At 48.2% G+C, this 18,393-nt stretch carries 23 protein-coding genes, 1 tRNA gene and 1 pseudogene; 10 read left to right on the top strand and 15 right to left on the bottom strand.

Going from position 1 to position 18,393, the window contains the following annotated elements; genetic code table 11:
• Positions 1–81 precede the first annotated feature (81 nt).
• Positions 82–2,205 (bottom strand): S-layer homology domain-containing protein, encoded by a 2,124-nt coding sequence (locus NSU01_RS26215; RefSeq protein WP_179093511.1) that lies wholly within the window; start codon positions 2,203–2,205, stop codon positions 82–84.
• Between the two features lie 1,408 nt (positions 2,206–3,613).
• Between NSU01_RS26215 and NSU01_RS26220 the strand changes: the two genes are divergently transcribed.
• Positions 3,614–4,762, top strand: a complete 1,149-nt coding sequence (locus NSU01_RS26220) for a response regulator (protein ID WP_076243849.1) — start codon at positions 3,614–3,616, stop codon at positions 4,760–4,762.
• Positions 4,763–5,037: 275 nt separating this feature from the next.
• On the opposite strand, the pseudogene NSU01_RS26225 reads toward NSU01_RS26220, so the two are convergent.
• The 4 genes and pseudogenes from NSU01_RS26225 to NSU01_RS26240 form a co-directional block, all read right to left on the bottom strand.
• Positions 5,038–5,169, bottom strand: a pseudogene (locus tag NSU01_RS26225) (helix-turn-helix transcriptional regulator); the annotation flags it as partial.
• Between the two features lie 101 nt (positions 5,170–5,270).
• A tRNA-Leu gene (locus tag NSU01_RS26230) sits at positions 5,271–5,356 on the bottom strand.
• Positions 5,357–5,505: 149 nt separating this feature from the next.
• Positions 5,506–5,961: a WGxxGxxG family protein gene (locus NSU01_RS26235; RefSeq protein WP_052422035.1), complete on the bottom strand. Its 456-nt coding sequence runs from the start codon at positions 5,959–5,961 to the stop codon at positions 5,506–5,508.
• A 76-nt stretch (positions 5,962–6,037) separates the two neighbouring features.
• A complete protein-coding gene (locus tag NSU01_RS26240; RefSeq protein WP_076243852.1) occupies positions 6,038–6,724 on the bottom strand; it encodes a M15 family metallopeptidase in 687 nt (228 codons plus the stop codon).
• Positions 6,725–6,975: 251 nt separating this feature from the next.
• Here NSU01_RS26240 and NSU01_RS26245 point away from each other — a divergent pair, with 251 nt between their 5' ends.
• Complete coding sequence (locus tag NSU01_RS26245; RefSeq protein ID WP_171719987.1) at positions 6,976–7,137, top strand: hypothetical protein; 162 nt, start codon at positions 6,976–6,978, stop codon at positions 7,135–7,137.
• 36 nt (positions 7,138–7,173) lie between these two features.
• Here the strand turns inward: NSU01_RS26245 and NSU01_RS26250 are convergent, their stop codons facing one another.
• A complete protein-coding gene (locus tag NSU01_RS26250) occupies positions 7,174–7,509 on the bottom strand; it encodes a YolD-like family protein (RefSeq protein WP_076243855.1) in 336 nt (111 codons plus the stop codon).
• Positions 7,510–7,753: 244 nt separating this feature from the next.
• Entirely contained in the window at positions 7,754–8,374 is a 621-nt protein-coding gene (locus tag NSU01_RS26255) for a hypothetical protein (RefSeq protein WP_144026073.1), read from the bottom strand.
• 198 nt (positions 8,375–8,572) lie between these two features.
• Between NSU01_RS26255 and NSU01_RS26260 the strand changes: the two genes are divergently transcribed.
• The gene (locus tag NSU01_RS26260; protein ID WP_052422036.1) at positions 8,573–9,070 is read left to right on the top strand and encodes a PH domain-containing protein; all 498 of its coding nucleotides are present in this window, start codon (positions 8,573–8,575) and stop codon (positions 9,068–9,070) included.
• A 15-nt stretch (positions 9,071–9,085) separates the two neighbouring features.
• On the opposite strand, the gene NSU01_RS26265 is transcribed toward NSU01_RS26260, so the two are convergent.
• The gene (locus NSU01_RS26265; protein ID WP_083705516.1) at positions 9,086–10,561 is read right to left on the bottom strand and encodes a glycosyl hydrolase; all 1,476 of its coding nucleotides are present in this window, start codon (positions 10,559–10,561) and stop codon (positions 9,086–9,088) included.
• A 227-nt stretch (positions 10,562–10,788) separates the two neighbouring features.
• Here NSU01_RS26265 and NSU01_RS26270 point away from each other — a divergent pair, with 227 nt between their 5' ends.
• Both NSU01_RS26270 and NSU01_RS26275 read left to right on the top strand, forming a co-directional pair.
• Positions 10,789–11,229, top strand: a complete 441-nt coding sequence (locus NSU01_RS26270) for a NucA/NucB deoxyribonuclease domain-containing protein (protein ID WP_042139305.1) — start codon at positions 10,789–10,791, stop codon at positions 11,227–11,229.
• A 239-nt stretch (positions 11,230–11,468) separates the two neighbouring features.
• A complete protein-coding gene (locus NSU01_RS26275) occupies positions 11,469–11,606 on the top strand; it encodes a hypothetical protein (RefSeq protein WP_156118708.1) in 138 nt (45 codons plus the stop codon).
• Between the two features lie 48 nt (positions 11,607–11,654).
• Here the strand turns inward: NSU01_RS26275 and NSU01_RS26280 are convergent, their stop codons facing one another.
• Positions 11,655–11,810 (bottom strand): hypothetical protein, encoded by a 156-nt coding sequence (locus NSU01_RS26280; protein ID WP_155991357.1) that lies wholly within the window; start codon positions 11,808–11,810, stop codon positions 11,655–11,657.
• 169 nt (positions 11,811–11,979) lie between these two features.
• On the opposite strand from NSU01_RS26280, the gene NSU01_RS26285 reads away from it, so the two are divergent.
• The 3 genes from NSU01_RS26285 to NSU01_RS26295 all read left to right on the top strand — a co-directional run bounded on the left by NSU01_RS26285 (position 11,980) and on the right by NSU01_RS26295 (position 13,094).
• A complete protein-coding gene (locus tag NSU01_RS26285; RefSeq protein WP_076243860.1) occupies positions 11,980–12,156 on the top strand; it encodes a YjfB family protein in 177 nt (58 codons plus the stop codon).
• Between the two features lie 143 nt (positions 12,157–12,299).
• Complete coding sequence (locus NSU01_RS26290; protein WP_042139306.1) at positions 12,300–12,842, top strand: ImmA/IrrE family metallo-endopeptidase; 543 nt, start codon at positions 12,300–12,302, stop codon at positions 12,840–12,842.
• 87 nt (positions 12,843–12,929) lie between these two features.
• A complete protein-coding gene (locus tag NSU01_RS26295) occupies positions 12,930–13,094 on the top strand; it encodes a hypothetical protein (RefSeq protein WP_156118709.1) in 165 nt (54 codons plus the stop codon).
• A 497-nt stretch (positions 13,095–13,591) separates the two neighbouring features.
• Here NSU01_RS26295 and NSU01_RS26300 read toward each other — a convergent pair whose 3' ends face one another.
• Positions 13,592–13,789, bottom strand: coding sequence for a hypothetical protein (locus NSU01_RS26300; protein WP_076243865.1), 198 nt, complete (start codon positions 13,787–13,789; stop codon positions 13,592–13,594).
• Positions 13,790–13,901: 112 nt separating this feature from the next.
• Here NSU01_RS26300 and NSU01_RS26305 point away from each other — a divergent pair, with 112 nt between their 5' ends.
• On the top strand, positions 13,902–14,666 hold the full coding sequence (locus NSU01_RS26305; RefSeq protein ID WP_144026074.1) for a hypothetical protein: 765 nt from the start codon (positions 13,902–13,904) through the stop codon (positions 14,664–14,666).
• Here the strand turns inward: NSU01_RS26305 and NSU01_RS26310 are convergent.
• The 3 genes from NSU01_RS26310 to NSU01_RS26320 all read right to left on the bottom strand — a co-directional run bounded on the left by NSU01_RS26310 (position 14,620) and on the right by NSU01_RS26320 (position 15,708).
• Positions 14,620–14,883 (bottom strand): hypothetical protein, encoded by a 264-nt coding sequence (locus NSU01_RS26310; protein WP_144026075.1) that lies wholly within the window; start codon positions 14,881–14,883, stop codon positions 14,620–14,622. The genes NSU01_RS26305 and NSU01_RS26310 overlap by 47 nt on opposite strands.
• Before the next feature lie 88 nt (positions 14,884–14,971).
• Complete coding sequence (locus NSU01_RS26315; protein WP_076243871.1) at positions 14,972–15,241, bottom strand: hypothetical protein; 270 nt, start codon at positions 15,239–15,241, stop codon at positions 14,972–14,974.
• 98 nt (positions 15,242–15,339) lie between these two features.
• On the bottom strand, positions 15,340–15,708 hold the full coding sequence (locus NSU01_RS26320; RefSeq protein ID WP_256703851.1) for a MerR family transcriptional regulator: 369 nt from the start codon (positions 15,706–15,708) through the stop codon (positions 15,340–15,342).
• A gap of 99 nt (positions 15,709–15,807) precedes the next feature.
• Between NSU01_RS26320 and NSU01_RS26325 the strand changes: the two genes are divergently transcribed.
• Entirely contained in the window at positions 15,808–16,518 is a 711-nt protein-coding gene (locus tag NSU01_RS26325; RefSeq protein WP_076243873.1) for an SDR family NAD(P)-dependent oxidoreductase, read from the top strand.
• Positions 16,519–16,590: 72 nt separating this feature from the next.
• Here NSU01_RS26325 and NSU01_RS26330 read toward each other — a convergent pair whose 3' ends face one another.
• A complete protein-coding gene (locus NSU01_RS26330; RefSeq protein ID WP_076243876.1) occupies positions 16,591–16,980 on the bottom strand; it encodes a hypothetical protein in 390 nt (129 codons plus the stop codon).
• A 180-nt stretch (positions 16,981–17,160) separates the two neighbouring features.
• Positions 17,161–17,964: an undecaprenyl-diphosphate phosphatase gene (locus NSU01_RS26335; RefSeq protein ID WP_076243879.1), complete on the bottom strand. Its 804-nt coding sequence runs from the start codon at positions 17,962–17,964 to the stop codon at positions 17,161–17,163.
• Positions 17,965–18,393 lie beyond the last annotated feature (429 nt).

The raw sequence follows: 18,393 nt of genomic DNA on the forward strand, positions 1-18,393 counted from the left end.
AAATCGGGGGATTGGCACATTAGCCTGTGTTGTGAGACACAAAAAAAGAGGAGGCTGTCAGCCCCCTCTTAATCCTTAATACTAGTCGATCAACTTCGTAGTTTTCAGCAATCTTTCAACCATAGCCGTTGTTTCCGCCCGCGTCATGGCCGCCTTCGGGTTCAACTGCTGTCCGCCGGTCCCTTGCAGGATACCAGCCTTAATCAGTTGGGCTGCGGACTCCCGGGCATACCCGGAGATTTGGTCCATATCGCTGTAAGGAGCCAGAATCTGATTGATTTGTAGTGCGCTCAGCGCCTCTTGCGGCTGAACGATATGCAGGGAGCGGGCGATCATAGCGATGCCTTGCTCTCTTGTAATCTGTTCGCTGCCGTGGAACCCACCGTCTGCAAAGCCTTTGATAATGCCGAACTGGCTGGCAATTGTTACGGCATCGTGGTACCAAATCAACGGTGTTATGTCATTATACGGCGTACCCACTACACCTTGGCGCATTAAGCCCAGTCCACTTGCCACAATCGTGGCAAATTCCGAACGGTCAATACTGCGATTCGGGGAGAAGGTATTGTTGCCTGTACCTTCAAGCTGCAGTCTGGCTGCAATATTGTTGATGCTCGCTTGTGCCCAGTGGCTCTTCACGTCATCGAAATTTTGCGGATTCCAGATGACCGAGTAGCTGCCCTGGCTGCGCAGGTCGTTGATCATTGCAAAGTAACGGTTGTTGATTTTCGTTACGACTGTCGGCACATGGAACACGGTACCGTCCGGATTAACAATGACGCCAGTCGTAATTTTGTTCGGATCAATGCCTTCAGGCAATGCGATATAGCGGGGCGCGTAGCCCGTCAGTTGATCTGGCTTAACGGTTTGACCTTGGTAAGTGAAATTAAGCGACAGATCGACCGGATCAACGAGCAGATCGTAGCCGCCTTTGGTTGCCTGAGCTTTCGCTGCGGCTTTCAATGCGTCAGACGATTTCTTGATATCAATATCGACTGCAATTTCGCCAAGCGGCGCACCGTTCCATTGTTTAATGATCGAACCCAGATCCATTTGTTTACTTGGAATCGGATAAATAGCAAGCTGGTTCTCGATATTCAGCGTGGAGCCGGTATCGGACAACTGCTTCAGGGTTGCTGCGGTCAAACCTGCAACCTTGACCTCACCGTCGCCAGGCACAAGCACATTCAATTGCTGTCCGTTGCCTGTAGAGAGAATAGCTGATAGTTTATATTGATCAATCACAACGGTCGTTACGTTGTTTGCCGTTGTGCCAGTTGCGAAGCCACTGTCCTCATTGTTTACGGTTGTTTTCACGCCCGATACCGGAGCAGGAGTAGCTGAAGGTGCAGGACCTCCGTTCGTGCCGGAGCCACCACTAGGGGCGCGCGTCACCGTTATGATGTACGTCTGCGTGGTGCCGTCCTGCGCCGCTACGACCACCTTGATCGTGTTGATGCCAACGCTGAGCGGCAATGAATCGGAAGCGACGCCACTTGTCAAGTTAATCGGACCTTGTACCAATATGCCTTCGCTATTGTACACGCTCGCTGTCACCGTAGAATAAACAGCATCATATACCGTTGCCGTCACTGTCGTGTCGCTCACGCTGTTCGGCACACTTGTCGTATAGTTTGTGGTGTCTGCCGCAAATGCCGGGCTCAACGTGCTGCTAGACAGCTTCAAATCTTCCAAGCCCGCGTTGTAAGCTACTGTACGAATCACTGTTCCTGTGCTGATAGCAGACGCCAACTGCGTCGCTGTCGCTTTCACACGGGTTACAATTGTATAGTCCGTTCCTGGCATGAGCCCGGTGAACGTCGAACTATCTTGCCACGTCACTCCGCCGTCGATGCTGTATTCCTGACCAGTGACGGCTTGCATTGTAATGCTCGTTACTGTTTTGCTAACTTCTACCGGTGCTGCCGGTGCCTCGTCGCCGTCCGCTGCCGCTACCGCCCCCGTTGCCGCGCTCGTCACGCTTCCTGTAGCATGTGTATCGTCAGCGGTTACCGTCACGGTGATCTCTGCGCCGAAGTCTTCAGCGGTTAACGTGTAGCTTGAACCCGTCGCATTCGTGATAGCGACTCCGTTCCGGTACCATTGGTAAGTCGGCACATTGGCTGACGTGTCAGGTGAATAAGTGATTCCCGATAAGTCCGCAGTCAACGTTTCACCAACTTTGGCGACACCGCTGATTCCCACGCTGCCTCCCAGCTCTGAAATCCCAATATTTTTTGTGGCAGTGATATTGTTGCTAATGACACCGGAATTATATTCGACAATAACTCCCGGATCAAAATATCCGCTGCTGCTGCCGTGTGTATTATTTACAGCTAAGTAACCTATTTTATTACTTGTCGTGTCTAGCAGAAGTGTAAGATGGTCATACGCTCCATTAGCAACAAACTCTTTCGAGGTATCAAGACCTGTTGACTGGCTGTTAGATACATATCTTGTAGCGCTATAACTAGAAGTGTTCCAATTAGGTGCTGTAGTTTTAGTAGCGCCTATAAAGGTTAGAAAGTTCCAATTCCCTCCAAAGAGAGTTTTAAATTCTTTAAACATACTAGCAATCGCAAAAACATCTTGAGGATTATTTGCGTTTGGTTCTACAAGATGTCCGTTATTATTTGTTGCAATCGTCACAGCATCTTTAAAAGTCAGGGTAGCAGCCTGTCTCTGCACATATACAAAATGGCGGCCATTATAGGTACGCACAGATGTCTTCCCATCGGTCAATGGTGCCCCTGGCGCTACATTTACTGTTACGCTCTGGGTTTGCCCCACAGCTTTTGTAAATGTCAAGTTTTGAATAACAGTCCGAATATCTTCATACGTATTCCCATTTGAAAAATTGAACACTCTATTTACAGATGTAGATTTGTCAGTCACAATGCCGCTGATTTTTATGCCATTAATCAACTCGGTGATACCACTTGGAATAGCTCCGACAGTAATAGAGCCATTATTTACTGCCACAGTAAAGTATCCCCCTGCTCCATTCAGGGCACCTGTGCTTCCAAATGTAGCATTGGACAGCTGATAGGTGGTTTCGGTTACACTAACAGGAGTACCAAGATCAATTGTTGATGTTGCAGCGGCTTTTACTACTAATGGATGAAAAGGCATCATCGTCAATACCATAGCAATTGCAATTAGAACCGATAACATTCTTCGATTTTTTAATTTCATATTTTGTGTATACCTGCTAACGAAAGCCTATAGAAAATCTATAATTGCAGATTTCTTTCAGTTAAGCAGGGTTCTCCTTTCTTCTTGACAAAGTTTGTCTATCCCTTCTAACTCGGGCGCTTCTGCACACGCTGGAGTACAACAACCGTTCTTTTTCTATTCCGCTTATACTCCCCCCTGCCCAAAGAGACTTCAAGCCCCTTGATCCTATATCTTGATATAATCTACTTTCTTTCGACAGGTGTGATCATAACAAAAGGATCTTTACAGAATCTCTACAACTGCTTTGCATGCTGTTTTCGCTCAACGGCTGCTCGGACAGTTCTAATCATCCATTGTCAAAATTCCGATAATATTGGTGTAACAGGTCGAATCTTGCCAAAAAAACAATGCATACATGTTATGGAGTGTGAAATACATGAAGATCATGCTGGTGGATGACGAAGCGCTGGTGTTAAACCAGATTCGGCGGATGCTATCGGGATATCCCGGTATTTCGGTAGTCGGCTCGTTCGGGAATGCGCGCGAGGCTATTATGCGAATGCCGGAACTTCAGCCGGATGTCGTATTTTTCGATATTCACTTGCCGGAAATATCGGGAATCAAAGCGGTAGAGCTGGCTCACGAGGCTTGTCCGGAAGCTGATATTGTATTTATAACGGCATATAGCGAGTATGCTGTCCAAGCTTTTACGCTGAATGCGGTCGATTATTTGCTTAAACCGTTGCATCAAGCACGTTTGGATCAAACGATACAGCGGCTGATGCAAAAAAGAATGCATAAGGAAGATGTGCGCTCAACAGCGCCTTCCCGCATTCTATGTTTTCGGTCTCTCCGTTTTCAGAGCAGCGGCGGGTCTCCGGAAATACCGAAATGGCGCACGGCAAAAACGCAGGCTCTGTTTGCTTACCTGCTGCACCAACGCGGCAATATCGTCCTCAAGGAGACACTTTTGGAACTGCTGTGGCCGGAGCTTGATGTGAAGCAGGCGGCGAATCAATTGTACACATCGATTTATCACATTAGAAAGTGCTTGAAGCAAATGGGCATCGATGCTCCCATTCAAAATACTACGATTCAAGAAGGCTACATACTCGACACAAGCCGCATTCGGATTGACGTTGATGAATGGGAAAACGGCCTGCGGCAGTTGAGTGGCGTAAATTTGACCGATAGTCATTCCGAGCTGCGGCGGTTGATTTCGCTTTATGAAGGGGACTATTTACCGGAAATTGGTTATGGGTGGGTGGAGGACGAACGTGAAAGACTACGGAAGCTATGGTATCAGAATGCCCGTTCATTAGCCCGATTCTATGAGAAAGCCATAATGCAGGAGGAAGCGCTGGCGATGTATGAACGGATTCAGGAGGTCGAACCGTATAACGAAGAAGATGGACTTGCGCTGATAAAGCTGTATACGGCAAGCGGAAGGCACCAAGAAGCGGAGAGGCACTACCATAAGCTGGATCATCTGTTTTCAAACGAACTGCGGATCGGCTTGACCGATAAGCTGGTAGACTGGTTCGGACAAGCGAGAAAGAAATTACCCACCGCATACAGGAACTGAGGCAACCATTAAACCGCCCATCAATTGCGGGCTTCATCCAATCCGTTAAAGACTGCGGCTGCAACAAAATCCCCTCCTAAGGTAAATTGTTGTTGATGTCACCTTGGGAGGGGGATGCGGATTGACAATGACCAATGGAATGCCGTGCTGGAATTGTTCTTTGGCGGAACGTCCCCCAGTATAAAGAAGGTGCTTTTTCATTTAAACCTCAAATTAATTCATCACAGGAATGGCTCCATTAAAAAAGACACTCTCCCGAGTGCTCTTTCAACCATCTATTCTCCTGGTACATACTCAATTAACTCCGACAGCTTACATTCAAAAGTATCACAAAGCTTAAATAACGTCTCCAGCTTAATAGTCTCTAATTGGTTTCCTCTGTACAGCTTATTGATGGACAAATTTCGTCACCTAATTAATTCGATCTTTTATTTACAATATCCTTTTTTAACCGGGGTACAAAAAAAGGGCTCATTCAACTGAATGGCCCTTTCATCGTTACTATGGATGCCGAGGACGGGGGTCGAACCCGTACGGTACTCACGTACCGCAGGATTTTAAGTCCTGTGCGTCTGCCTGTTCCGCCACCCCGGCATGTTGTGTGCGTGGTTAACGCGACAAGAAATATAATATCACGTATTATGGGGATACGCAATAAATAATTGCCATTAAATTTTCCTGTATACAGACAAACAGCCCGATCAGCCGAAACTGATGCGGGCCCTTTGCAGTTACTAACCCGTCTAGTGGCGTTCGCGCTCGCCGCTTCTGCTGCGCATACCGACTAGCCCCAGAAGTCCGAGCAGGCCGAGCCAGCCCCAGTTAGAGCCGTTATCGTTATCGCCTGTGGTGCTTTGTGCCCGGTAGATGCCGGTTGGTGTAGTGTTGTTCAGCGGAGAGACGGAGCTGTTGTCTCCGGTACGGATTTTATCCTTCATGATCGTCTCATTCTTATGCATGGTGCCTGTCGTCTGGTTCATCATGGTATTGCCCCGGCCGTTCATCATTTGTGTGCTCCGGCCATCCATGTCACCCATGTTACCCATTGTGCCCATCCGGGTATCCGATGTTGTGCTGTTGGTAACGGGTGCCGTTCCGCCCATTCCTGTCGTGCCAGCCGCAGCAGATGTGTAACCGGCTCCGAGCAGACTCATGGAAAGTACTGTGCCGCATGCAAGGCTTGTAATCAGCTTGTTCAAGATGGTATGCCTCCTCTGTGGTTGTGGTTTATCGCTGATAATTTCCCCACACGGCACATCATCTATGCAACGCAGATTATTCCTTTATGATGTTCACGGTCTTGCTGAGCGCATCATAGGTCACTTTGGCTCCAAGCGCTTCGGCAATGGTGCGTACCGGAGCGTACGTGGTGACGTTATCCAGCACGCCGGTCGTGAGCTTCTGTCCGTTCAATGTGATATTTACTTTAACCTCAGTATTCACCTCTGGGTCACCTCCGTTAATCCGGCTTAATGCGTCCTTCACCTGCTGAACGGTGGGGTGCTTACCGGCCCGGAGCTCAGCAGTGGTTAGTCCGAAGGTCATCTGCAAATGAGAGTAGTCCTTGAAGGAACTCCAGTCCCCGCCCCACTCGAAACCGAGCTTCTTGGCCTCTTGCGCAACCTCCTGCCAGTCCGCTACCTTATCCCCGTCTCCGTCACGCTTCATATCCCAGGATACGCTTTTGCCATCCGGCAGCAGCAGTGCGAAATCAATTGCCAGCCCGTAATTGTGATAGCTGTTCCCGCCCTTGGCATTGGTTACAATAGCGCCTTTCTTCGTTCTTCCCTGCGCGTATAGTGCATTCTGCTCGGCAATGGTGCGCATTCCCTGGGTAATGAGGATCGGAATCCCTCTGGCATAACTCCGCCGGATGAGCTCTGTAGCACCCGCCAGCAGCACCGGATGCAGATTGCCCAGCCACCCTGCCGATTTACTCTTCACTTGATCCAAAGTCAGCATATACTCACCCCCTGGTATAGTAAATGCCCCCTTGTACAATGTTGCATGTACACTTTCCCCCCTGCATCCGCCCAAGTTTGCCAGGCTCCCTGAAGCATACGAAATAAGCCCCCAGGCAATCCTGAGGGCTTTAATGAGGCTTGATCCAGCTTAGCGTAAACAGGAGCCAACAAGGATGAATTGCTGCCCCACAGGCCACACTAACATGGAGTACCGTTAATCCTTAATCCCGCATGGAAAGGTGGACAACCATGGATATTCACAGTGACAGCTATAAGGTAGCCGCACTTAGCGATCAGGAGGATGTTGTTGAGGTGATCCGCGAGGCCGAGTCGGCCATCGCCCGGATGACCGGGAATCCCGGAGTCACGCTGATTGCTTATGAAAAGACGGAAACCGCCGGGAGAAATTAACCGCTCCGTCCGCTCCGGCCAGCTTCGCCTGCACCCTCAGACGATATAGGCGTCCACAATATCATCCACGTTCAGCCACTTCCATTCCTCCGCCCACTGCAGCTTGAATTCGCGCGAGTGGGTGTGAATGGAGGTCACAAATCCGCTAAGCAGCTTGTGCTCAAGAGGGTCAAACAACACTACCGTTACCCGTACATGACTCCGCAGCGACAAAGCCAGCGTATGCTCAATCTCCTCCAGCTTGTGCTCATCCGGAACCGGCCTGACGCTTTGCCACGTCTCCCGTTCACCTCTACTGATTACGCGCATCTGCTCCGGCAGTACTGTCCGGTTGCTGTCCCACAGGTTATTGCCCTCCAGCTTTTTGCCCATTGCCGCTCCCCCAATCTATGGTCTGTATACAATACCGCAATACGTTGTCCGCTCATCAACCGAACGTATGTTTGTATTATATCCGTGATCCGGCTTTTTAAGCAAGCAGAAATATATGTAAGCACCAAGACCTGGAAGGAACCATACCGGACTCCGCCGGCACAACAAAATAACCCCACAGCAGTGGGGCTAGCTTGAATTCATTCTGGTAATTACTCAGGCACTAAACGGGGATGAATACTTTTTAATTGGCCGTGTTTCCTGCCGTGCTCTCTGTCGTTGCAGCTCCCGTATCCGTCTTCGCAGCCGCGTCCGCTTCTGACGGGTCCACAATTAGACCTTCTGTGCTCTCTTCCGGGTCAATCAGTCCGGCGGCCGCTCTGGCTTCATTCAGCTTGGAGATGCCGTACAGCATCGCTACATCCGCCTGCTGGTTCATTGCATTGAATTCCTCGGCAGTTACATCGGGAGAAACCGCGCTTTTGGAGGCCTGCTCTTTAATGGAATAGGCACTTTTAAAAGCAATAATTGAATCTCTGAGCAGCGTCTGGATGGTGTCCGGCAGGCTCTTGGAAATCTTCACATCACTCACCTGATCGGCAATATCGGAGGCTGTATCCTGGAACTCGTCTACGGCCTTCTGCAGCTCCTTCTCGGTTGCCTCTCCGGTTGAATAAGAAGTTAAGGTGGTGTTGAAATTTTCCAGCGAGGATTTACCCATTTCATCGAATTTTGACATTTCATTGTAAAAGCTCTGAACTGTATCCTGCACTACTTCCTGCGAAGCAGGTTCTGCGCTGTCATTGCTGCAGGCACTTAGGACTACAACCATCATAAGTAATCCTGCAAATAAAAATCGTCTCATATTTATATCCCTCCACTTAACAGAATAATATCGAATTTTGTTAAGTGCAAATGAAATTAATGTAAAATCGGCCGGGATGAAACATTTTCCTGAGATAAAGCGTATTCACAGAAAGAAACACAAGAAGAACCCGGTAGTGACTGGGAATTCTTGTTATACTATAATCAAATTATCCGTTATACGAGAGGAAGATATCTTATGCCTTATTGCACAGCCTGTGGTGCGGAATATAAGCAAGGCGCCAAATTCTGCGGAGAATGCGGAGCAGGTACAGAGGATAATAACGCTCCGGCAGCAACACGCCGTCCGGCGGCAGGCCGGGTCTCCGGAACAAGCACAGAAACCGAGCTGTGGCAGGGTAAGCCTGCGGGCATATCCGACCGGCTCAAGGGGCTTATTGGACTCAATACCACCAGATACACAATTACAACCCAGCGGATTATGGTGAAGAGCGGACTGATCGGCAAGGATGTCGAAGAAATCGAGCTGCTGCGGGTCAATGATTTTTCCGTCACGCAGTCGATTCCCGACCGTATATTAGGCATTGGAACGCTTACGATCCTCTCGGATGACGCCTCGTCGCCGCAGCTTCCTTTCCGCAAAATCCGCAAGGTTCAGACCGTAAAAGACGTGCTGCGACAAGCCGTCCGCAACGAAAAAGTCGCCAACAACATCAGCTACCGCGAACAAATCTGACCTAAGGCCTTACTGTTAAGGAAGATACAAAGCCCCTGCCGGAATTACGCCTTTGACCTGGCTGGGGCTCTCCCACATCAGCACGGCCCGCGCATCCCCCTGGTTCTCGTAATACTCCACCTTCAGCTCATGCAGCTTACCCGCAATCAGCTTCACACTGCCTTGCCGTTCCTGCCCGCTCTGCTTCATCCAGCTGTCAATAATCAGCTTGCCGTCGATCCACACCCGGATGCCATCATCCGAAGAAGTATAGATGGTGTAAGTCTCACTGTACACCGCACTTAGCCTGCCGCTCCATCTTACCGAGAACAAATCTGCACCAATAGCCGGATCAGGGGCTGCCTGTCTCCAGATGAAGTTGATGTTGGCATCCGTCCGGGTGAGGGCGGGCGTACCGCTGAGCGTAATATTATTATAGTACTGGCCATACAAGCCCGGCTTAGGAATACCGCCCGGTGATGGATCCATTGCTGCCGCCTTTGCTGCATATTCGTCTCTCGTGAACACGAAATTATCCTTCATAAAAGCTTTGATCACCGCATCACTGTTCTTCTCATACAGCAGCTTGCCCCAGGTCATCTGGTAGCTCCATTTGTTCTGGGAACCAGCCAGCAGGGCTGCCGGAGGAAGCTCCCCATTCTCGCCAATGGCGATCAGCTTGCCGCGCCCCAGATCCCAGAGGCTGTCATGATGGCTCCCCTTGAAGTCCGCGTCATAGATATCCAGTGCCAGCACATCTACTCTTCCGCTGCCCGGGTAATATTTCGCAGGTTCGTCACACCACTGATTCTTCGCATTCGGACTCCACACCCACAGCAGATTCTGCAGCTTGTGATATACGGTATACCGCTCGAACATAATCTCCCAGAGGGTGCTGAAGGAAGACTTCTGCCCCCACCAGAACCAGCCGCCGTTCATCTCATGGTAAGGTCTCCAGAGCACAGGTACACCAGCATCCTTCAGCTTTTTGAGATACACGGCTACTTTGTCCAGCTCTGCAATCATTGCTGTGTATTGGACGGTTCCCGGAGTAATATATTTGTTGAAATCTGCTTCGCCGAGGCTCATCGAGACATTCGCCCAGGCCGGAGCGGTTCCCGGCAGATTGGCATGATAGCTCATCGTCACGATTCCCCCGGCCTGATGCCAGCGGACCGCACTGTCTGTGACGGCCTGCCGCTGGCTGCTGATTTGCTGCTCCGTCTGGTTGCTGATGGCACCCATTTCATAGCCGTGAAGTCCCGCATAGCTCCCGCCGGTATTCTTCAGCTTCACGCTGAATTCATCCGGGCTCTCCAGATAATCATGCTGTCCGCTGATCACGCCTTGCCCCTGCAGCCAGTATAAGGTGTTCAGCAATTTACGCGCCGGCAGGGCCAGCTCCGCATCCGCAGGACTCATCAGCACACTGCGGAAGGCGGCCTGCCATTGTACATCCCCTACCAGCCGTGACGCGGAATCCAGCAGATCTCTGAGTACACGCTGTTCCACTTTATCCACCATCCTTTTCCATCTGTTTGTACATTTTATGGCGAATTATGTAACATCAGAACGGCGGATAGACAAGAATTACGTCTGTTCCAATCCCGCAGTCATACGCTATACTATTGTGAGCGCAGGCTTCATGCGCCCACAATACTTAAGCGTATGCTTCCGAAGCGAGTTTTGCCGGAGCTTATCATTGGAAGCTATGCTAACAAAACTTTTAAGGAGCAGATATGAAAGCCAAAAAATTCATCACCAGTCTCATTATTGTTGTTCTGCTCAGCCTGGCTGCTTACTACTTCGGGGAGAATGGTCAGCTTCCGTCCCAGACGCCGTCTTCTGACAATTCGGAGGTTGTCCGGCTGGAATTCCCATCGGGCCGCTATCCGGAGACCGCCAGACATATTCAGGAAGCGATTGAGAACGGGGAGTCCCCCATCTGCACGATTGACCGGAATGAAGCCGAAGAGAACCGTAAGGAATCCCTGAAGGGCGTACCCACCAAAAAAGGTTATGACCGCGACGAATGGCCGATGGCGATGTGTGCGGAAGGTGGAGCCGGCGCTGATATTGAATACATAACTCCCAGCGATAACCGCGGAGCTGGAAGCTGGGTCGGCAATCAGCTGGAGGACTTCGCAGACGGTACCCGCGTAGAGTTCATGTTCAAATAGGCAGAATGCCTGAATGCTCCGGCTACCGCTACCGCAAATGATTGCTGATAAGAAACAGATCGCATATTAGCCGCTCTCCTCTCCGTCATATAAGGACATTTGCATGCCTGTTATGCGAACGACAGTTCTTTATGCAATTTCACCCAAATAAAGCGTAAAATAGGGTGGGATATTATTCCATAGACGGAGAGCAGGGAGTGTTCTATATCTGTTATCGGGGGAAAAGGCTGTACGGCCCTATGTCCGAGGCTGAAGCCTTACAGGAATGGTTTGCACTTGCAGGTACAGTCAAGGAGTTGTATATCATTGAAACGGATGAGCATACAGGCAGAATCAAACGCCAGATCGGTCCGGCGGCACGCAAAAAAAAGAAATAGCCCCATCCGGCCTCAGGCCAGACAGGGCAGCACTTGTTCAATGCGGTTCTAGAACAAACAGGCTTTAGTGATAATAACCAGCAGAATGAACAGAACCAGAATCGCACCAGTCGAAGTCCAAGGGCTTACAACCGGAACAATCGGAGGACCCTGATTAACTCCACCGACGTTATTTCCACAACCGCAACCATACTCTGCTCCCATAATTTAATTCCTCCTCTTGAATATTGAATACAGCACAGAATATGTGGAAATCTAACCGGTGGCATGGGCCAATTGGCAAAGAAATGCCATTCACCTAACGGCCAAGCCCTATTCGGTCGATATAAAAGGTGGATGCGCTGCTTCAAAAAATCTTGGAGGAGGAACACAAATGGATATTGCTGCACTATCGGTTGTCATGAACCAGTCGTCTTTATTGCAGGCTGCGGGATTACAGGTCATGAGTATTGCCAAAGATCAGGCACAGACGGATGCCCAGAATATGGTCCAGATGCTGAGTCAGGGCGCACACCCCACCTTGGGAAAAACACTTGATATTCGCGCCTGATTGCTTTATGCTTACATACATAGGAACACCCGTTCCATATCCATTCAGCTGCTGACTATTGAGTGTGCTGATTGCTTAGCCCTTCAGGGCTTTTCTTTTGACCTTTAATACGAACATACGATCTTATATTGAGGTGATTGATTATGCAATCCTATTATCAGATGACTGCGTTGGAGAAATGGACAGAGGATTTATATCAGCGCATCGGTGTCCGCCAGCCGTCCGACATATCCATTGAATACATAGCCGAGCGGCTGAATATCTGGATTCATTATCTGGATGTCCGAAGCAAGAGCATTGAGGCCAGCGCTGGAATGTACAGCATGTTTATCGACAACAGGCTTCCTCCCGAACTGCAGCGGCTGGAGTTCCTCCATGAGCTGTGTCATCTGCTCCGCCATGCCGGCAAGCATACTCTGATGCCTGAACAGTTCACGCAGGCGCAGGAGGATGAATCGGAGCGGTTTATTCTCTATGCCGCCATGCCCTATTCCATGATTTCTGCACGGACACTGCCTGAACTGCGTGAGGATGCCGTGCCTGAGCTTGCCAGTACCTTCCAGGTTCCTGTGGAGCTGGCTCTGCAGCGAATTGACCAGATCCAGCGGCGGATTTTCCAGGGGCAATTGATGGCCGTAATGGAAAGAAACGAAGACAGAAAATTAATCCATAGACATATTCGCTAAGCGCTGCGGGGATAATACCGGCATAGACATTAGAACAACAGATGTACCTCTATGCATGGTTACATTTCAACCGTAAAGGGGAGCGACATGGAAGCCATAAAAGTCATTCAATTATTGCTGACCCATCCGGATTACAGCGTAGATGCAGTTCATCCCGAAATTCCGGATTTTGTCGGCATTGAGACCATTGAAGTGGACCACGAAACGCAGACCTTCTCCATCTTACTGCAGGAACCCAAGGAGTACGATTAAACCTCCGTGAAGAATAATCAGCATATAGAGAGCTGGCTCAGTCCATAACCTTTCACCCTATAAAGAAGTGACCCCGCCAATATCCGGCAGGGTCTAAGGTTTCTATCAGGGGGTATATATACACTATACTCACCGTTGCTTAAACCAACCTTAAATCAGGCTGAACAGGTTCTGATTATGGGCAAAGGGTCAGGGGACTGCAATTTTCAGTTTTCTCTTGTGCTACCATATTGTACAATAATGGGAGTAACTGCAATTTATTATCCCCGCGGACGGAGTGATTCTATCACTATCAGGACAATCAAGAAATGGATCGTAGCCGCTCTAGTCTTTCTAAGCCTATTGAGTATTCTTTACTATTTACTATCCAAGGTCGTATTCGAATACATAACGTTCTCAGATCCCTATAATAATATCTTTCAAATGATCGCAATGGGCATCATGCTTATTGTAGCGCTGGTCTGCACTTCTCTGCTGATTAATGACAAGAATAACGACTAGCCGCTGCTGACAAACTGGATAATCCCGATACCCGCCATTGCCAGGGAGATTCCGAGTATTACCGCAAGCATGATCCAGACTACCTTTTTGGTGGACTGCGGGGGCGGGTTATAGTTCTCCATCACAGCAATCCGTTTCTCCAGCGCAGCAACCCGCTTCTCCAGTTCACGGTTGTTATCCTCTGCTTCACTCATTGCCACTCTTTCTCCACTCTCCTCTGGTTATATATTTTTTAATCGTTTCATCATGTTTCTGTAACTTATATCCAGCTCCCATCCCTTACTATGGACAAGGGAGGTGTTTGTAGTGGAAATTCTAAGAAGTGTTTGGTTATTGCTGCAACTTGCAGCTGGTCTTTGGGGGTTCACATTTAATCCGATGCCCGCACAAGCCGCTGATACAGGTGCTTCTGTGTCTACAGAGAACATTCAGACTTATCAATATAATTTGGATGAGGTGCACGGTTGGAAGGTCACTTCGGCCGGTTCCGGGATGTTCAGAGCTGATAATGCGATCTACCAGACGGCCGATAGCGGCAAGACCTGGGATAAGCTCAGTGATTCGGAGAATGGAACCTTACCGTCCGGACCGGTTGGAGCATTTACATTCAGTAGTGCGGATAACGGCTGGCTAACCATCAACACTCCGCAGCCAGGGACCCAGCGGCTGTACACAACCGGAGATGGCGGAGCGCACTGGACCCAAGAGAAGCTTGAAGTGCCTGATCAATACGCCTCTTCCATGTTCGATCCTGCACCGCCTGTTTTTTTCAGCTCAACATCCTATGGAATCATGATTCCGGATCACACGGAGATACAGAATGCACAGGGCGGAAACACTTCGTTTTTCCTGTTTTTCGTGACCCAAGATTACGGGCGGCACTGGAATGCTATAACTGCCCCTACCGCCGGTACATGGAACAGTTTGTCCTGGGACGCTGCTGAAATTCAGGATAAGGAGCATTATTCTTGGGAAATCCGCATTGGCCATGCCCTTTGGACTTCACCGGACGGCAAGGATTGGGCTACATCCATGGAAACAGCACATCAAAAATCCTCGTTCCATAAATGACAACCGCAAGACCCAGAAAGATCCCGAAGACTCCGCCCACCCGAAGAACCGTTTGCTGGCCTGGCGTAGCTGTAGACTCCATAGTTTCCCGGAAAGGCCTCCGGGTTCGAATCTTGACCCCTTTTCGGGAGAAGGCCAGCTGCACAGCCGAGTAGATAATTCCTATTCCCACCAGCCGCGAGAACCAATCCATAATGCTCCAGTCTGCGATATTCATAGCCTCACGCTCCTTTTACAAGTTATTACCCAGTAAATGGAATGTGAAGTCAACTTCTCCCTGAAGTCATTCTTAGAACTTCGGAACTCTACTTCGCTCTTCTGCGCGCTAATAACCAATCGAACAATAATCCAAACCCCAGCCAGAAGAAGAAGTGAATTCCGTATAGTATAAACTGGAACAGAAGTTCATTGTCCATGGTGTAATGCAGATCTGTCAGCTGAGGGTTAAGCCATAACAGTAAAGGACCGGTCAAAAAAAGCAGCAGGTTTTTATCATCTTGTCCTGACAGATTAATCATACATACCGCTACAGACAGAATCGGTAACCACAAACCCAATCTCTTCATTAATTTCATCTAAGCCCCTCCATTTACTAAATACTACCATATAATGATAGACGGGGACCATGACATACATTTTGAATCCATAGAGAACCGCGCCAGAATATTATCTATTAATAATTCTCCCCGGCATAATACCGCTCCAGCTTATGCTCCAGATGTATGAGCTGTGCTTTTTTCGCTTCTATATCATCCAGTAGCTGTTTCTTCTGATTCTGAATAAGCGTAATCCGCTCCGGTAAGGTAGCCGTGCCGGCTTTGACCATATCATGATACTTCTTGATCTCCTCCACACTCATTCCCGTTTCACGCAGACATCTAAGGAAGATCAGCCAGGTAATTTCCTGCTCGGTATACAGTCGGTTGTTCTGCTCATTGCGGGCTACTGCATCCAGAAGTCCTTTTCGTTCATAGAAGCGGATCGCCCCTATGCCCACCCCAACTTTTTTGGCGACTTGTCCTATCGTAAACATCGTAAACATTCCGGTTCACTCCCAAATATTTATGTTGACCTACACTTAGTGTAGCATAATAAGCTTTGAATTGTTGCTAGACCATATCACACAGAAAGAAGGATTACGATGAACAGAACCGCTTTTGTAACAGGCGCCAATAAAGGAATTGGATTTGAAATTGCGAGACAACTCGGTGAAGCCGGCTGGAAGGTGTTGCTTGGTGCACGCAGTGTTGAACGGGGGGAAGCCGCAGCTTCCGAACTAAGAAACCAGGGATTAAACGCAGAGTTTGTGCAAATTGATATGACTAATCAAGAGAGTATTGAACAAGCAGCCGGCAGCATTCAGGCCAATTACGCTGATCTGAAGCTTTTAATTAATAATGCCGGCATGCCGGGAGCCTTCTCGAGCTCATTCAGTGCAACCCAGGAGGCCGATTTGCGCAATGCCTTTGAAGTGAATTTCTTCGGAACGTTCCGCCTGAATCAACAGCTGTTCCCTTTAATCCAAAAGAATGAAGGAACCATTGTGAACGTATCGACCGATATGGCTTCACTTCACTTCATGCAGAGCTCTGCATATGCGCTTAATGCTTTTGACTATAATGCCTCCAAAACCTCCAACAATGCAATGACCGTGGCCATGGCGATTGAATGCAAGGACAGCAATACTCAAGTATTCGCCGTAACTCCCGGCTTCACCAAGACGGATTTGAACGGCAATGCCGAGGGCGGCAAATCCAAAGCAGACGGTGCAGCTATTATTGTCGGCTACGCAACGGATGGTAAGCGGTATAACGGGGAGTTTCTCGATGTAAATGGGGTTTATGCCTGGTAATGCAGGTTAGACTTGCCACGAAAGAAAAGTGCCCGCCAACGGATTACGGTTGACGGGCCTCAATATAACAGACTATCGTGTCACTTCCATGAAAAACTGCTGTAAATCCAATTCGGATTTTATATTTTCAATCACATTTTTCAAACCAGGAACCCAGAGCAAAGTGTCTTGCCGAATATAGTTTAAAACTAAGGCGCAACTCCGTTCAAATTTTTCAATATGGGGGCTGTGTTCATTTTTCAAAACTTTTCTGACCTCATCTGCTAATTCCATATAATCAGAGTCAATGTGATCTTGCTTATTTATTTCAGCGGGTTTTAATTTAGACCAGGCGTAAGCTCCTCCAGCCACTACTTCTTCAGATCCCTCCACATATTCCAGAGACGAATCCTCGTTAATGAATTCATTAATCCGCGCCTCTAGACCTTTGAAGGTTTGGACAAAATTAATTACGTCTTCCAAAAAGACACCTCCCAAATAGATAAGAAGATGTGATTTTCCGCTGCTGTAAAATTCCTTCAGTTAGCAATCACAATCTTGTGTGAGTCCAGTGTATCGCATTTTTAAACAAAAATACATTGTGAAAATTTGAACCTTCTCCAGAAAACTCACATTAGATCCTTAACAACTAAATGGAACTAATTAATGTATGACGATGAAATAGAAGAGAGCTGCTAATACAAACCGATAGAGGGCAAACCATTCCAAGCGAAGACGTTTAATCAGTTTGATAAAAGTCACTACGGCAATCATTGCCACTATAAAGGATGCCGCAAAGCCAATTAACATTAGAAGTAAATCGTCAGAATTCAACAAATCACGGCTATCATACAAATCCAACAAGCTTGCACCAAACATGACAGGGACGGAAATAAGAAATGTAAAATCTGCGGCGGCTTTTTGGCTAGTGCCTAGCAAAAGGCCGCCTGAAATCGTCGAACCCGATCTTGAGAATCCCGGCCACAACGCCAGGCATTGGAACAGACCGATTCCGAAGGCTTGTTTATAGCTAATTCCATCCATCGTATCAGCGGTTTCTGTCCGCCTATTCCGTGCAGCGATGATCATCAACAAGCCCCCGACTACTAGACCGATCACGACAGGAGTCGGGCCGAATAAACGGCTTTTTATAGTATCCTTGAAGAGGAGATACAGGATTAATGCAGGCAACATAGCTAATATCATATGAATGATGTTTAATCCTTTACTTTTGGAGAAATCCATTCTAACCATATTAGACCCAATCTCCAAATACCTTTTCCAGTAAAGAATTAAAACCGCCATTACTGCACCCAGCTGTATAACAATCTTAAAAGTGATTGCAGCTTCTCCCTCAAAGCTAAGCAAATCACCTGCTAAAATAAGATGTCCGGTAGATGATACCGGTAGAAACTCAGTTAAACCTTCGATTATGCCAAGAATGATTGCTTTAATAATGTCAGTCACCAGTGGATAGTCCCCTTTCGATAATGGAAGCTTTTTATTTCCAGTATACGGGGGACATAATTATTTCCCAATCGATTGACCTTACAATCTTCCATTCAGCATGACATAATTGTCACATTGATCATTTATAATCAGCAAATCCGGATTTTGGCCCATCCCACCGATCAGTAATAAAATATACCGATTGAAACGCATCTACTGGCTTTTCTCGCTTCATAGGTTCACCTCATAGCAAGTTCTTTAGGGCAGCTGCCACACAGTTAATCCATTTCCACTGCTAAACATAGCCGCCTCTGGCCCTTCGTTATCTTCTCCTCTTAACGAAATCTCCAACACCATATTATTATATCTGTCCTAATGTAGGATGATACTAATGAATACCACTGAACTCATTTCTTTGCCTGAAATATCTCTTAGATGACTTACGGA

Source organism: Paenibacillus sp. FSL H8-0259 (assembly GCF_037963255.1).
Lineage (GTDB): Bacteria > Bacillota > Bacilli > Paenibacillales > Paenibacillaceae > Paenibacillus_AQ > Paenibacillus_AQ phytohabitans.